The sequence below is a fragment of the Pseudomonas sp. H1_F01 genome, from assembly GCF_054681425.1.
In genome coordinates this window covers 3,391,472-3,405,951 of record NZ_CP162823.1, presented here as the reverse complement: position 1 = coordinate 3,405,951, position 14,480 = coordinate 3,391,472, and the positions used below count along the sequence as shown (strand labels likewise).

At 62.0% G+C, this 14,480-nt stretch carries 13 protein-coding genes; 4 read left to right on the top strand and 9 right to left on the bottom strand.

The annotated features are described in order from the left end of the window. Positions 1 to 94 precede the first annotated feature (94 nt). From AB4O09_RS15570 to AB4O09_RS15555, 4 genes are all read left to right on the top strand, one after another. Positions 95 to 1,474: a UDP-glucose dehydrogenase family protein gene (locus tag AB4O09_RS15570; RefSeq protein ID WP_003202001.1), complete on the top strand. Its 1,380-nt coding sequence runs from the start codon at positions 95 to 97 to the stop codon at positions 1,472 to 1,474. A 176-nt stretch (positions 1,475 to 1,650) separates the two neighbouring features. After that, positions 1,651 to 2,358, top strand: coding sequence for an HPP family protein (locus AB4O09_RS15565; protein ID WP_003202003.1), 708 nt, complete (start codon positions 1,651 to 1,653; stop codon positions 2,356 to 2,358). 134 nt (positions 2,359 to 2,492) lie between these two features. After that, a complete protein-coding gene (locus AB4O09_RS15560; RefSeq protein WP_460107170.1) occupies positions 2,493 to 3,599 on the top strand; it encodes an enoyl-CoA hydratase/isomerase family protein in 1,107 nt (368 codons plus the stop codon). 3 nt (positions 3,600 to 3,602) lie between these two features. After that, complete coding sequence (locus tag AB4O09_RS15555; protein ID WP_003202007.1) at positions 3,603 to 4,754, top strand: acyl-CoA dehydrogenase family protein; 1,152 nt, start codon at positions 3,603 to 3,605, stop codon at positions 4,752 to 4,754. Between the two features lie 243 nt (positions 4,755 to 4,997). On the opposite strand, the gene AB4O09_RS15550 is transcribed toward AB4O09_RS15555, so the two are convergent. The 9 genes from AB4O09_RS15550 to AB4O09_RS15510 form a co-directional block, all read right to left on the bottom strand. Continuing rightward, a complete protein-coding gene (locus tag AB4O09_RS15550; RefSeq protein WP_003202009.1) occupies positions 4,998 to 5,771 on the bottom strand; it encodes an enoyl-CoA hydratase in 774 nt (257 codons plus the stop codon). Positions 5,772 to 5,784: 13 nt separating this feature from the next. Beyond that, positions 5,785 to 6,912, bottom strand: coding sequence for an acyl-CoA dehydrogenase (locus AB4O09_RS15545; RefSeq protein ID WP_003202012.1), 1,128 nt, complete (start codon positions 6,910 to 6,912; stop codon positions 5,785 to 5,787). A gap of 9 nt (positions 6,913 to 6,921) precedes the next feature. Next, on the bottom strand, positions 6,922 to 8,112 hold the full coding sequence (locus AB4O09_RS15540; protein WP_161796641.1) for an acetyl-CoA C-acyltransferase: 1,191 nt from the start codon (positions 8,110 to 8,112) through the stop codon (positions 6,922 to 6,924). Positions 8,113 to 8,124: 12 nt separating this feature from the next. Beyond that, a complete protein-coding gene (locus tag AB4O09_RS15535) occupies positions 8,125 to 8,886 on the bottom strand; it encodes an SDR family NAD(P)-dependent oxidoreductase (RefSeq protein WP_003202015.1) in 762 nt (253 codons plus the stop codon). Positions 8,887 to 8,902: 16 nt separating this feature from the next. Beyond that, positions 8,903 to 10,567: an AMP-binding protein gene (locus AB4O09_RS15530; protein WP_003202016.1), complete on the bottom strand. Its 1,665-nt coding sequence runs from the start codon at positions 10,565 to 10,567 to the stop codon at positions 8,903 to 8,905. A gap of 262 nt (positions 10,568 to 10,829) precedes the next feature. Beyond that, positions 10,830 to 12,254 (bottom strand): ArnT family glycosyltransferase, encoded by a 1,425-nt coding sequence (locus AB4O09_RS15525; RefSeq protein WP_223472317.1) that lies wholly within the window; start codon positions 12,252 to 12,254, stop codon positions 10,830 to 10,832. Between the two features lie 100 nt (positions 12,255 to 12,354). After that, positions 12,355 to 12,648, bottom strand: a complete 294-nt coding sequence (locus AB4O09_RS15520; protein ID WP_003202020.1) for a lipid-A-disaccharide synthase N-terminal domain-containing protein — start codon at positions 12,646 to 12,648, stop codon at positions 12,355 to 12,357. A 1-nt stretch (position 12,649) separates the two neighbouring features. Further along, positions 12,650 to 13,393: a glycosyltransferase family 2 protein gene (locus AB4O09_RS15515; RefSeq protein ID WP_003202022.1), complete on the bottom strand. Its 744-nt coding sequence runs from the start codon at positions 13,391 to 13,393 to the stop codon at positions 12,650 to 12,652. Positions 13,394 to 13,426: 33 nt separating this feature from the next. Further along, positions 13,427 to 14,398, bottom strand: a complete 972-nt coding sequence (locus AB4O09_RS15510; RefSeq protein WP_038859627.1) for an NAD-dependent epimerase — start codon at positions 14,396 to 14,398, stop codon at positions 13,427 to 13,429. Positions 14,399 to 14,480 lie beyond the last annotated feature (82 nt).

The window sequence follows — 14,480 nt, the reverse complement described above, 5'->3', positions numbered from 1 at the left end:
ACTGCAACATCCCCGACTTATTCTGGACCGAGCGCACGGCGGCGAATGGCTGGTTGTGCATGTCGCCCGCTCGGAACGATCCAGGGAGTTCGCCATGAAAATCAGTGTATTCGGAAGTGGTTACGTAGGCTTGGTGCAAGCCGCCGTGTTGGCCGAAGTGGGCCATGACGTGGTGTGCATGGACATCGATGAGCGCAAGGTCGACAGCCTGCGCCAAGGCCAAGTGAGCATTTACGAGCCTGGCCTGGCCGCGCTGGTGCGTGAAGGCCTGGAGGCTGGCCGTTTGCATTTCACCTGCGACGAACAGCTCGCCGTGCAGCACGGCCAGGTACTGTTTATCGCAGTGGGCACGCCTTCCCGGGACGATGGCAGTGCCGATCTGAGCCAGGTTCTGGCCGTCGGCGAGGCCGTCGCCCGCTACCGCGAGCAACCGCTCATTGTGGTGGAGAAGTCCACCGTGCCGGTGGGCACCGGCGACGTTCTGCGGGCGCACATCGACAAATGCCTGCTCAAGGCCAGTCGCCTGCTGCAGTTCGATATTGTCTCCAACCCCGAATTTCTCAAGGAAGGCTCGGCGGTCGCCGATTGCCGTCGTCCGGATCGCATCGTGATCGGCTGCGAACGCGATGAAGTGCGCGAAACCATGCGCGACCTGTATGCCCCGTTCAACCGCAACCACGACCGGGTCCTGTTCATGGACCTGCGCAGCGCCGAGCTGACCAAATACGCCGCCAACGGCATGCTGGCGACCAAGATCAGTTTTATCAACCAGATCGCCGAACTGGCCGAGCACCTGGGGGCCGACATCGAGTCCGTGCGCCTGGGCATCGGCGCCGACTCGCGCATTGGCTATCACTTCATTTACCCGGGATGCGGCTACGGTGGCTCGTGCTTTCCCAAGGACATGCGAGCCCTGATCCACACGGCCGAGCAGGCTCATTGCTCCAGCGACCTGCTGCAAGCGGTGGAAGCCATCAACGGGCGGCAGAAACACAAGCTGTTCGAGCGGATCAATGCGTTCTACCAGGGCGACCTGCGCGGCAAGACCTTCGCCCTGTGGGGCCTGGCCTTCAAGCCCAACACCGACGACATGCGCGACGCACCGAGCCGCACCTTGCTGGAATCGCTTTGGGCCGCGGGTGCCAGCGTCCGCGCGTTCGACCCGGAGGCGATGCAGCAGACGCAATTGCTCTACCCCGACGAGCCCCGACTCATGCTGATGGGCACGCCGGAATCGGTGTTGCCGGGAGCCGACGCGTTGGTCATCTGTACCGAGTGGCAGCCCTTCAAGGCTCCGGACTTCGACCTGATCCAGCAACGGCTCAAGGCCCCGGTGATTTTTGACGGTCGTAACCTGTTCGATCCGGAGCGCATGGCCGACAAGGGTTTCACCTATTTCCCGATGGGTCGCGGGCAGTCGCGCAACCTGCCTATCGCCCAGCAAACGTGGTTCCCAGCTTCGAGAAGCGCGTGAACTGTGGCGTTACCTCAAAATTAATGCACTCAACCAGCATTAATATGAATTTGTCAGCAGGGGTCGTGAACGGCACACTGTGCGCCGTTCCTCCCCCAACTGTTGGAACACTTAAAGGGCTTTCTGGGACTTTCCCGTAAGCCCCTTTTTTTGTTCGTTTTCTGGATTTTCGCTTAATGCTTTCTCGCTGGTTCCCCGCGGCTATCAATACCCGTCCCACCGAATGGAGCCGCGCCGCCATCGGCATGGCGCTGGGGACGATGTTCAGTGTCTGGCTTTGCGGGCAGGTATTTGGCCTTGAGGTGGCGCAACACCTCATCGGCCCCCTCGGCGCCTCAGCGGTGCTGTTGTTTGCAGTGTCATCGGGCGCCCTCGCCCAGCCCTGGTCGATTGTCGGCGGTTATCTGTGTGCGTCGGTCGTCGCGCTGCTGGTGGCCCATGTATTGGGCCGCACGCTGGGTAGCGCCTGCCTGGCGGCGGGCATGGCGCTGGTGTTGATGTGCTGGCTGCGTTGCCTGCATCCGCCGGCAGGCGCCCTGGCGGCGACGCTGGTGCTGGCGGCCCCGTCTATCATTGCCTTGGACTGGCAAGCCGTTGGTGCGGCGATGCTGGCCGGCTCCGGGCTGCTGGCCTTTGCGCTGGCCTACAACAACCTGACGCGGGTGCGCTATCCCAGGCGTGCCAGCGAACCGCTGGCCGTCATACCGGCTGACCACCCTCCCGTCGACCGCCAGGCGATCACGGCCGAAGACCTGAAACTGGCCCTGGCGGAAATGGAAGCATTCTTTGACGTCACACCGGAAGATCTTGAGCAATTGATCCACGTCAGCGAGCGAAATGCCAAGCGTCGCAGCATCGCGGAGGTTCTCTCTAGTCGCGGTTGAGCCTGTGGCTGCTATAAATATGCAGAAAGGACCTGCACGTATCCCGGTTGTGCAATGCAAATTTGCACTGGTACGATCCTGAATGGGTACGCGCGACACAATTCATAAAGAAGAATAAAAGCAGGGAGTTAGCGATGACAGCTCAGGTTTCATCACACGCCGCGGGAACCATCGAAACCGCGGCCTATGAGGTGCTGGTCGAAGTTCGCAATCACATTGGCCATTTGACCCTGAACCGCCCCGCCGGCCTCAATGCCCTCACCCTGGGCATGGTGCGCAGCTTGCAGCAACAACTCGATACCTGGGCCCTCGACCCACAGATCCGCGCCGTGGTGCTGCGTGGTGCGGGCGAGAAGGCGTTTTGCGCCGGCGGTGATATCCGTTCGTTGTACGACAGCCACAAGCAGGGCGACACCCTGCACGAAGATTTCTTCGTCGAGGAATACGCCCTCGACCTGACGATTCATCACTACCGCAAACCGATCGTCGCCTTGATGGACGGCTTCGTGCTGGGCGGCGGCATGGGGCTGGCACAAGGTGCCGACCTGCGGGTGGTCACCGAGCGCAGCCGCCTGGGCATGCCGGAAGTCGGCATCGGGTATTTCCCGGACGTGGGCGGCAGTTACTTCCTGCCGCGCATTCCTGGCGAACTGGGTATCTACCTGGGCGTCAGCGGCGTGCAGATCCGTGCGTCTGACGCCTTGTATTGCGGGCTGGCCGACTGGTATCTGGACAGTCGCAATCTTGAACAGCTCGATGCGCGCCTCGATCGCCTGGAGTGGGGTGATACACCACTCAAGGACCTGCAGAGCCTGCTGGCCAAGCTTGGTGTGCAACAGCTGCCTGCCCCGCCCCTGGCCGATTTGCGGCCAGCCATCGACCATTTCTTTGGCCTGCCCGACGTGCCGAGCATGGTCGAGCAGTTGCGCCAGGTCACCGTCGCCAACAGCCACGAATGGGCAATAAAGACCGCCGACCTGCTGGACAGCCGCTCTCCCCTGGCCATGGCCGTGACCCTGGAAATGCTGCGGCGCGGTCGGCATTTGAGCCTGGAAGAATGTTTTGCCCTGGAACTGCATCTGGATCAGCAATGGTTCGAACGCGGTGACCTGATCGAAGGCGTGCGCGCCTTGCTGATCGACAAAGACAAGAACCCGCGTTGGAACCCGCCGACCCTGGAGGCGCTGGACGCCGACCATGTGGCGAGCTTCTTCGACGGCTTCGACGACCACGGGAACTGAGCCATGCATGACCTCGAACTGACCGAAGAACAAGTGATGATCCGCGACATGGCCCGGGACTTCGCCCGTGGCGAAATCGCTCCCCATGCCCAGGCGTGGGAAAAGGCCGGCTGGATTGACGACGGCCTGGTGGCGAAGATGGGTGAGCTGGGCCTGTTGGGGATGGTGGTGCCGGAAGAATGGGGCGGTACCTACGTCGATTACGTCGCCTATGCCCTGGCCGTGGAAGAAATCTCCGCAGGCGACGGTGCTACCGGCGCACTGATGAGCATTCACAATTCGGTGGGTTGCGGGCCGGTGCTGAATTTCGGCACCGACGAACAAAAGCAGACGTGGTTGGCCGACCTCGCCAGTGGCCAGGCCATTGGTTGCTTCTGCCTGACCGAGCCCCAGGCCGGCTCCGAAGCCCACAACCTGCGCACCCGGGCCGAATTGCGCGATGGCCAGTGGGTTATCAACGGTGCCAAGCAGTTCGTCAGCAATGGCAAGCGAGCCAAACTGGCGATCGTGTTTGCCGTGACGGACCCGGAACTGGGCAAGAAAGGCATTTCGGCGTTCCTGGTGCCCACCGATACGCCGGGTTTCATCGTTGATCGCACCGAACACAAAATGGGCATCCGCGCCTCGGACACCTGCGCGGTCACCTTGAGCAACTGCACCATCCCCGAGGCCAATCTGTTGGGGGCTCGCGGTAAAGGCCTGGCCATCGCCCTGTCCAACCTGGAAGGCGGCCGCATCGGCATCGCCGCACAAGCCTTGGGCATCGCCCGTGCGGCCTTTGAAGCGGCGCTGGCTTACGCGCGCGATCGGGTTCAGTTCGACAAGCCGATCATCGAGCACCAGAGCATCGCCAACCTGCTGGCCGACATGCACACCCGCATCAACGCCACCCGCCTGCTCATCCTCCACGCCGCCCGCCTTCGCAGCGCGGGCAAGCCGTGCCTGTCAGAAGCCTCCCAGGCCAAGCTGTTTGCCTCGGAAATGGCCGAGAAAGTCTGCTCCTCGGCGATACAGATTCATGGTGGGTATGGGTATCTCGAGGATTATCCGGTAGAGCGCTACTACCGCGATGCGCGGATTACCCAGATTTATGAAGGGTCGAGCGAGATACAGCGGATGGTGATTGCCCGGGAGCTGAAGCACTACCTGGTGTAACGGCAGGAAAAGCATCGCGAGCAAGCTTTGCTCCCACTGAATCTACGCTGCACACAGAATACTTGTGGGAACAAGGCTTGCCCGCGATAGCGGTGTATCAGCCATTTATAGGCTGAATGTACCGCCGCCATCGCGGGCAAGCCCAGCTCCCACAGGGTTCAGTGGTGTACACAGATACTGTGTACAGCCCAGATCCACTGTGGGAGCAAGCTTGCTCGCGATGGCGTCAGTGAGAACGCCGCGTTACTTGTCCTGGAACTCCGCCGCACGCTTGGCCACGAATGCCGCCATGCCTTCCTTCTGATCCTGCGTCGCAAACGCCGCATGGAATACCCGCCGCTCGAAGCGCACGCCTTCGGACAGGCTGACCTCAAAGGCGCGGTTGACGCTTTCCTTGACCATCATGCTGATGGGCACCGACTTGGAGGCGATCAACGCTGCAGTTTTAAGCGCCTCGTCCAGCAGCTCATCGGCCGGTAGGATCCGCGCGACGATGCCGCAGCGTTCGGCTTCCACCGCATCGATGAAGCGCCCGGTCAGGCACATTTCCATGGCCTTGGCCTTGCCCACCGCGCGGGTCAGGCGCTGGGTGCCGCCCATGCCTGGCAGCACGCCGAGGTTGACCTCCGGCTGGCCGAACTTGGCGTTGTCGCCGGCCAGGATGAAGTCGCACATCAACGCCAGCTCACACCCCCCGCCCAAGGCAAAACCGTTCACCGCCGCGATAATGGGCTTGCGACGGTTGGCCACGCGGTCGCTGTCGCTGAACAGGTCGTCCAGGTAGATCTGCGGGTAGGTCAGCTCGGCCATTTCCTTGATGTCGGCACCGGCGGCAAAGGCTTTTTTCGAGCCGGTCAGCACGATGCAGCCAATCTTCGGATCAGCCTCCAGGCTGTCCAGCGCCTGGTTCAGTTCGCTGACGATCTGCGCATTCAAGGCGTTCAATGCCTGGGGACGGTTGAGGGTGATCAGGCCGACGCGGTCCTTGATCTCCAATAAAATCGTTTCGTAGCTCATGCAGGACTCCTGTTCAAAGATTGCGCGAAATGACCATGCGCTGAATGTCGCTGGTACCTTCGTAGATCTGACAGACTCGCACGTCGCGGTAGATGCGCTCCAGCGGGAAGTCGTTGAGGTAACCGTAGCCGCCCAGGGTCTGCAACGCCATGGAGCAGACCTTTTCAGCCATTTCCGAGGCGAACAGCTTGGCCATGGAGGCCTCCACCAGCGCCGGTTGGCCACTGTCTCGCAGGGCGGCGGCGTAGTGCACCATTTGCCGGGCCACGGCGATCTGGGTCGCCATGTCGGCCAGGCGGAACGCCACGGCCTGGTGCTCGATGATCGGCTTGCCGAAACTGGAGCGCTCCCGCGCATAGTCCCGGGCCGCCTCGAACGCCGCGCGGGCCATGCCCACCGCTTGCGCCGCGATGCCCACGCGCCCGCCTTCCAGGTTCGCCAGGGCGATCTTGTAGCCCTCGCCCTCCTCCCCCAGGCGATTGCCCACTGGCACCTTCAAATCCTCGAAGAGGATCTGGCAGGTGTCGGAAGCGTGTTGGCCGAGTTTGTCTTCGACCCGGGCCACGCTGTAGCCCGGCGAATCGGTCGGCACGATGAACGCACTGATGCCACGCTTGCCGGCGCTCGGATCGGTCACCGCGAACACGATCACCACCCCGGCGTTCTGCCCGGACGTGATGAACTGCTTGCAACCGTTGAGCACGTAATGATCACCCTCCAGCCGCGCCCGCGTCTTGAGGCTGCTGGCGTCCGAACCGGCCTGGGGCTCGGTCAGGGCGAAGGCGCCAAGCATCGCGCCACTGGCCAGGGGCGTGAGGAATTTCGCCTTCTGCTCATCGTTGCCGAACTTGAGGATCGGCACGCAACCCACCGAGTTGTGCACGCTCATGATGGTCGAGCATGCGCCGTCGCCGGCGGCGACTTCTTCCAGGGTCATCGCGTAGGCCAGGTAACCGGTGTCACAACCACCCCACTGCTCCGGCACCAGCATGCCGAAGAAGCCCAGTTCGGCCATTTCATCGATGGCTTCCCGGGGAAAACGGTGCTCGCGGTCCCATTCGGCGGCGAACGGTTTCAAGCGTTCCTCGGCGAATTGCCGAGCCATGTCGCGGATTTGGGTCTGTTCTTCAGTCGGGAGCATGGTGATTCCTTAATACAGGCATTCGACGGCCATGGCCGTGGCTTCGCCGCCGCCGATGCAAATGGCCGCGACGCCGCGCTTGAGCCCCTTCTGGCGCAACGCCGACAGCAGGGTCACCAGGATCCGTGCGCCAGACGCGCCAATCGGGTGGCCCAGCGCACAGGCACCGCCGTGGACGTTGACCTTGTCATGGGCAATCTCCAGCTTGTCCATGGTCACCAGACTCACCACGGCAAAGGCTTCGTTGACTTCGAACAGGTCGACTTGATCCAGCGACCAACCGGTCTTTTGCATCAGCTTCTTCACGGCGCCAATCGGTGCGGTGGGAAACAGGCTCGGGGTATCGGCAAACGCCGCGTGACCGTGAATCACTGCCAGGGGCTTGAGGCCACGCTGGACGGCCTGGCTCTGGCGCATCAGCACCAGCGCCGCGGCACCATCGGAAATGGAACTGGAATTGGCCGCCGTCACCGTGCCGCCCTCGCGGAATGCCGGCTTGAGCGAGGCGATCTTGTCGATCCGGGCCTTGGGTGGCTGCTCGTCGTGGCGCACGGTCACTTGTTCCTTGCCGACCATGACCTGCAACGGCACGATCTCGGCATCGAAACTGCCGTCCTTGATCGCCTGCTGGGCGCGGGTGGTGGACGCAATGGCGAAGGCATCCTGAGCCTCGCGACTGAAGCCATTGGCCTCGGCGCAATCTTCGGCGAAGGTGCCCATCAGCCGACCTTTGTCGTAGGCGTCTTCCAGGCCGTCGAGGAACATGTGGTCGAGCACCCGGCCATGGCCCATCCGGTAACCGCTGCGGGCCCGATCGAGCAGGTACGGCGCGTTGGACATGCTTTCCATGCCGCCGGCCACCACCACTTCGGCGCTGCCGGCGATGAGCATGTCATGGGCGAGGATCGCCGCTTCCATGCCCGAGCCACACATCTTGTTGAGCGTGGTGCAGCGGGTCGACTTGTCGAGGCCGGCACCCAGCGCGGCCTGACGCGCCGGTGCCTGGCCCAGGCCGGCGGCGAGCACGCAACCGAACAGCACTTCTTCAACCGCGTCGGGTGCGATGCCGGCACGCTCCACGGCGGCCTTGATGGCGGCGGCACCCAACTGCGGGGCGCTGAGGCTTTTCAGTTCGCCCTGGAAGCCGCCCATGGGTGTACGGACGGCGCTGACGATGACAATAGGATCGTTGGACATCATGAATCCTCCTGATTATTTGGCTGCCATACGCAAGGCACCGTCGAGACGGATCACCTCGCCGTTGAGCATGCTGTTCTCAATGATATGCCTGACCAGCGCCGCATACTCGGAAGGTTTCCCAAGGCGCGGCGGAAACGGCACGCCAGCGGCCAGGGAATCACGGACTTCCGGGGTCATGCCGGCCATCATCGGGGTCTCGAAAATCCCTGGCGCAATGGTCATCACCCGGATGCCAAAACGCGCCAGCTCGCGGGCGGCCGGCAATGTCAGGCTGGCGATGGCGCCTTTGGATGCAGCGTAAGCCGCCTGGCCGATCTGTCCATCGAAGGCCGCCACCGACGCGGTATTGATGATCACCCCGCGCTCGCCGTCGGCGTCTGCCTCGGTTTCGGCAATGGCCGCAGCCGCCAGGCGCAGCAGGTTGAAGCTGCCGATCAGATTGACGTTGATCACCTGGCTGAAGCTGGCCAGCGCGTGGGGACCGTTCTTGCCGAGGATCTTCTCGCCGCGCACGATACCGGCGCAGTTCACCAGACCATTGAGACCACCGAACGCATCGACCGTGGCCTTGACCGCCGCTTCAGCCGCCGCTTCGTTACTGATGTCGGCCACCACGCTCTGGCAGCCCAGTTTTTGCGCCTGGGCGGCCACGGCGTCGGCGTTGAGGTCCACCAGCATCACTTTGGCACCGGCCTTGACCAGCATTTCGCCGGTGGCCGCGCCGAGGCCGGAAGCACCGCCGCTGACGAGAAAAATCTTGTTGTCGATCTGCATCATGGTTTCCTTGGATTCAAGCTGAAACGTTCTGCGCCGCAGCCTCTTGAGCTTTGGCGATTTCCTGGTTGCGCAAGATAAAGCGCTGCAACTTGCCGCTTGGGGTTTTCGGCAAGTCGCTGACAAATTCGATTTCACGGGGATAGGCATGGGCCGCCAGGCGCTTGCGCACGTGCTGGCGCAATTCTTCGGCCAGTTCCGCAGAGGCACGGTACTGCGCGCTGAGTACCACGAAGGCCTTCACCAGCTCGGTGCGTTCCGGATCAGGCTTGCCGATCACCGCCGCTTCCACCACCGCCGCGTGTTCGATCAGCGCGCTTTCCACGTCGAACGGACCGACCCGGTAGCCGGACGTGGTAATCACGTCGTCGCTGCGGCCTACGAAACTGATGCTGCCGTCCGGGTTCAGCTCCACGGTGTCGCCGCTCAAGTAGTAGTCACCGACGAAGGCCTTGGTCGGCCCGCCTTCGTAACCGGCGAACCAGCACATGGGCGACTGGCTGCGGTCCAGTGCGAGAATGCCCGGCTGGCCTACGCCCAGCTCGCGCTGGTTTTCATCCAGCACCACGATCCGATGGCCTGGCGAAGCAAAGCCGGCCGCGCCCAGGTGCACCGGGTGTTCCAGCCCATGGTGGTTGCACAGCACCATGCCCAGTTCGGTCTGGCCGTAATGGTCGTGGATCACCACGTTCAGGTTGTCGGCGAACCAACGGATCACCTCCGGGTTCAATGGCTCACCGGCGCTGCTGACGATGCGCAGCTTGCCCTTGATCGAGCGGGCAAACTGCTCGCCACCGGCAATCAACAGGCGATAGGCCGTGGGCGAGCCGGTGAGGTTGGTGATGCCGTATTTGTTGATGACCCGGCAGGTGCTTTCCAGGGTGAACGGGCCATCGTAGAAGGTAATCGGATGCCCCATGGCCAGCGGCCCGGTCACGCCAAAATAGATGCCGTAGGCCCAGCCCGGGTCGGCGACGTTCCAGAAGGCGTCTTCGGGACGCAGGTCTACCGCGTCACGGGTGTAGTTCTGGAACGCAACGATGGCCTTGAGTGGCACCGACAGCGCCTTGGCAGGTCCTGTGGTGCCGGAGGTGAACATCAGCAGGAACGGGTCTTCGCCGGTGAGCATCAGCGGTTCGCACTGGCTGGAGTGGTTCGCCACCTCGGCCCAGAAACTGTAGTCGCCACGCACGATGCCCTGGCCCTTTTCGCCGCCGACCGTGACGATGGTGGGACAACCGGCGACTTCGTCGAGCTTGGGACGGTTGACCGCATCGGTGACGACCAAGCGCGCTCCAGAACTGCCGAGGCGGTGCTCGATGGCCTTGGGCCCGAATGCGGTGAACAACGGTTGATACACTGCCCCAATGCGCCAGGTGGCGAGCACCACGATCAGCAGTTCAGCGGTGCGCGGCAACAGACCGGCCACTTTGTCGCCCTTGCCGATGCCTTGGGCGCGCAGGAAATTGGCGAACCGCGCGGCGTTGTCCTGCAGGTCACGGTAAGTCCAAGTCGCATCGCTGCCGTCACGGCCCTCCCAGAACAAGGCGATGCGCCCTGGCAACGCATGCCGGTCGCAACACTCTACGCAGGCATTGAGCGCCTCGAGCGAGCCGTGCAGAGCAGTGTTGACGGTGTGCAGGTAATCGAACTGCGAAGTGGCGGACGAATAATCGCGCATGACCAGCATCCCTCTGTGGTTTTTATTGGTTGGGGGAACCGTGAATAGCAGGCAAATACTCGCGCCGAAGGGCTGTGGCGGCAATGGTCAAAGCTTTCAAGTTGCTTGACTGGTTTGGCCATGGTTTAGGGATGTGGTGTTGTTTAGGCACTCATCGCGAGCAAGCTCGCTCCCACAGGGGATTTGTGATGGACCTCGATTTTGTGACCACCCAAGCACCAATGTGGGAGCGAGCTTGCTCGCGATGGCGGCAGTTCAGCCGCTACAAGGGCTGCTGCCAGGCAAACGAATACACCTTCTCCGGCGTTGGCGACTGGCAGCGCTGGTTGTCCGCATCAACCCCCACCAGGAACCACTCGGCCCTTGAGGTATTGCCGACCCGGCGAGCTTTTTGCGGGTCGTAACAGCGGGCCAGGTCCCGAGCGGGCACCAGGGCGAAGGCCTGCGGGTGGCTGCGTAGCCAGGTGGCGGATTGTTCCAGGGAGTTGCCGTTATAAAAGCCGAAATGCACGATGGGTTGCTGGGCGAACAGCCAATGGCCCTCACGCCAACCCACGAGCACCAACTCGGCATTTGCAGTCATTCCGGCGACATCGCGCATCAAGGTCTGGTGGGGGTTGATGCCTTCCTTGTGGGGCTCGACGAAGCCGCGCACAAACCAGGCACACAACCACAGCGCAACCAGCACATTGAAGACCGCCCTGCCCCTTGGGCGCGCGCCAAACCAGCGGCGTAGCAGCCACGGCACAAGCGGCGCCACCACCAGAATCAACGCGGGTAACGCGGGAAAGATATACAACTTGCGTTTGCCGCTGCTCAGGCTAAAGAACACCAACACCAGCAGTACCCAACCGAGCAGCACCAGCACCCGACCGTCATGCTTGAGCAATTGTCTGCGCCAGGCCGGCACCAGCCAGGGGAGCATGAACACAATCGGCAGCCAGTACTTCGGAATCACCTGGACGAAGAAGTACCAGAAAGGTTCGCGGTGTTCCCATGCGTTGGCATAACGCCCAGCGGTCTGCTTGAACAGGATTTCCTGGGCGTACGCCAGGCTGTCGGCACTGCCCTGCGCGACAATCATCAGCAAGGGCCCCAGCCATAACGCAATGGCGGCCAATGCTACGACCAGCCCCAGCCACCAGCGTCCTGCCTGGCCAGGCATGGCCACCACCCCTTTCCAACCTTTGCGCAGCGCATAGGCGTAGGGAATCAGCATCAGCACCGGCAGAAAACCCACGCCTTTGCTGATGATCCCGAACCCCATCGCCGCACAGGCCACGTAGTACCAACGCCAGGCCGGGCCGAGCAACACGTGCCGGCACAAGCCATAGATCCCCAGGATGGTCCAGAGCGCAAGGAAACCATCGATCTGCCCGGTGCGCAGGATGCTGTAGGTCTGGTAGGTCGCGAGAAACAAGAGCGCCGCGATCACCCCCACGCGCCGTCCCCACAAGCGTCGGCCCAGGTCATACAGGCACGCGGTGGTGACGGCGCCTGCCAGCAGCGCGGGCAAGTACAGGGCAACTTTGGGCAGGTGGGTCAGTTGCACGAACAGCGCCACCGTCCACATGAACAGCGGCGGTTTGTCGGCGTAGATTTCACCGGCGCGATGGGGAATGAACCATGAGCCGTTCTGCAGCATCTCCAGGGCAACGCCAAGGAAGCGCTCCTCATCGACGTTCATCGGTTGGCGCCAGCCAAGGCCAGCGCCCACTATGATCAAGGCCAATACCACCAACGCCAGGAGCTCGAGCCGCGAGGAAGATAATCGTATCCGCACCGGTTCAGCCCTTCTTGGTCAGTTCGGGGTTTTCCTGCTCATGATGCTTGGCGATCAACTGTAAATTGCGCAGGTAAACGATAAAGCCGAAAGACTGGCCGACAATGAACACCGGGTCTTCGCGGTAAATGGCATAGGCCAGCAACAGCGCGCTACCGATGATGCTCAGGTACCAGAAGCCAACGGGAATCATGCTGCGCTTCTTGTATTCGCTGTACAGCCATTGCAGGGCAAAACGCCCGGTGAATGCCAATTGACCACCGAAGCCAACGGCCAACCACAACGATTCTCTGCCCATTTCAAACCTCGGTTTCTTGTGCGTTGACATCCAGGCGGGTGCGCTTGATCAGCCACCACACCCCGAACAGATCGACAATGCCCACCAGCGCCCGGTCCAGATTGCCGTAGTTGGACACCCCGGCCCCGCGCTCACGGTGATTGACCGGTTGAACCAGCATTCGGCCGTTGTGACGGCGGATCAGCGCCGGGATAAATCGGTGCATATGATCGAAATACGGCAGGCGCAGAAACGCCTCGCGCTCGATCAGCTTGATGCCGCAACCGGTGTCGGGCGTCTGGTCCTTGAGCAGGCTGGCGCGCAGTTTGTTGGCAAATCGCGAGGCCCAACGCTTGCTCGCCGTGTCCCGGCGGTTGACGCGATGCCCTGCCACCAGCTTGACGCCCGCGGGGGTGCCTTCGGAGCCGCGCACCAGGTCGAGCATTTTCGGCAGATCGGCCGGATCGTTCTGACCGTCGCCGTCCAGGGTTGCCAACCAATGCCCGCGTGCCACTTCAGCGGCGTGGTAGATCGAGGTGCTCTGGCCGAGGGAACGGGTGTGGCTGAGCACCCGCAATTGCTGGTAGCCACTGCCTTGTAAGGTTCTTAACTCAGCGGCGGTGGCGTCGGTGCTCCCATCGTCCACCACGATGACCTCAAAGTTCTCATTGGCCAACGCCGTGCGCACTTCTTCGAGAAGTGGGATGAGATTGCCTGCCTCGTTTTTGGCCGGAATCAGGACCGACACATAAGGGGTTTCGTGCATGATGCTCCAGAAAAGATGCTGGGAAATGAGGGGTTAGACGGCGTAATAGTCGCGGTACCAATCGACAAACGACTGCACACCGACCGGCACTGCGACCTGTGGGCGAAACCCCACCCGCTCCTCCAATTCACGAGTGTCCGCCCACGTGTTGACCACGTCGCCCGATTGCAACGGCAAGAAATTCTTTATCGCGCGGATGCCCAGCGCTTCTTCAATGCACTCGATAAACTGCAAAAGCTTCACCGGTGAGCCGAAACCGATGTTGTAGACCTTGTTGCGCACGCCCGTCTCATCGGTCGGCGGCAGCGGTATCAGCCGCACGAGGCCCTCGACGATGTCGTCGATATAGGTGAAATCGCGAGACATCGCACCGTCGTTGTAAACGTCGATGGTGCGACCGTTGAGGATGGCATCGGTGAATTTGAACGGCGCCATGTCGGGCCGTCCCCAAGGCCCATACACGGTAAAAAACCGCAGGCCGGTGGTGGGAATTCCATAGAGATGCGAGTAAGCGTGGGCCATCAGTTCATTGGCGCGCTTGGTCGCCGCATAGAACGATACGGGCTGATCGACGGGGTCGGTCGTGGCGTATGGCAGGCGGTCATTCAAGCCATACACCGAGCTGCTTGAGGCGAAGATCAGGTGCGCCGGCCGATGGGCGCGGCAGGCTTCCAATATGTTGAGGAAACCTACCAGGTTGCTTTGCGCATAAACGTCCGGGTTGTCGATGGAATAACGCACGCCGGCTTGGGCCGCGAGGTGAACGACTTGGTCGAAGGCATGTTCGGCAAACAACTCCAGCAGCGCCTGCTTGTCTGCCACATCCAGCAACTGAAAGCGGAAATCGCGGCATTCGGTCAACTGAGCCAGTCGTGCCTGTTTCAGCTCGACGCTGTAGTAGCTGTTGAGGTTGTCGATGCCAATGACCTGATGGCCATCGCTGCACAGCCGCTTGGCGGTATGAAATCCGATGAACCCTGCGACGCCGGTGACGAGTACTTTCATACGTCTCGTCCTTGCGGACCTTTCCCAACGGCGTGACAGGACCTGACTTGCAAACCGACACAATCGCTACCCAAAACGGTCA

Bases quoted from the DNA above. Each gene is read 5' to 3' on its own strand.
- AB4O09_RS15550 (WP_003202009.1), bottom strand. From the start codon at position 5,771: ATGAGCTACGAAACGATTTTATTGGAGATCAAGGACCGCGTCGGCCTG.
- AB4O09_RS15565 (WP_003202003.1), top strand. From the start codon at position 1,651: ATGCTTTCTCGCTGGTTCCCCGCGGCTATCAATACCCGTCCCACCGAA.
- AB4O09_RS15525 (WP_223472317.1), bottom strand. From the start codon at position 12,254: ATGAACGTCGATGAGGAGCGCTTCCTTGGCGTTGCCCTGGAGATGCTG.
- AB4O09_RS15515 (WP_003202022.1), bottom strand. From the start codon at position 13,393: ATGCACGAAACCCCTTATGTGTCGGTCCTGATTCCGGCCAAAAACGAG.
- AB4O09_RS15560 (WP_460107170.1), top strand. From the start codon at position 2,493: ATGACAGCTCAGGTTTCATCACACGCCGCGGGAACCATCGAAACCGCG.
- AB4O09_RS15545 (WP_003202012.1), bottom strand. From the start codon at position 6,912: ATGCTCCCGACTGAAGAACAGACCCAAATCCGCGACATGGCTCGGCAA.
- AB4O09_RS15535 (WP_003202015.1), bottom strand. From the start codon at position 8,886: ATGCAGATCGACAACAAGATTTTTCTCGTCAGCGGCGGTGCTTCCGGC.
- AB4O09_RS15570 (WP_003202001.1), top strand. From the start codon at position 95: ATGAAAATCAGTGTATTCGGAAGTGGTTACGTAGGCTTGGTGCAAGCC.
- AB4O09_RS15540 (WP_161796641.1), bottom strand. From the start codon at position 8,112: ATGATGTCCAACGATCCTATTGTCATCGTCAGCGCCGTCCGTACACCC.
- AB4O09_RS15530 (WP_003202016.1), bottom strand. From the start codon at position 10,567: ATGCGCGATTATTCGTCCGCCACTTCGCAGTTCGATTACCTGCACACC.
- AB4O09_RS15555 (WP_003202007.1), top strand. From the start codon at position 3,603: ATGCATGACCTCGAACTGACCGAAGAACAAGTGATGATCCGCGACATG.
- AB4O09_RS15510 (WP_038859627.1), bottom strand. From the start codon at position 14,398: ATGAAAGTACTCGTCACCGGCGTCGCAGGGTTCATCGGATTTCATACC.
- AB4O09_RS15520 (WP_003202020.1), bottom strand. From the start codon at position 12,648: ATGGGCAGAGAATCGTTGTGGTTGGCCGTTGGCTTCGGTGGTCAATTG.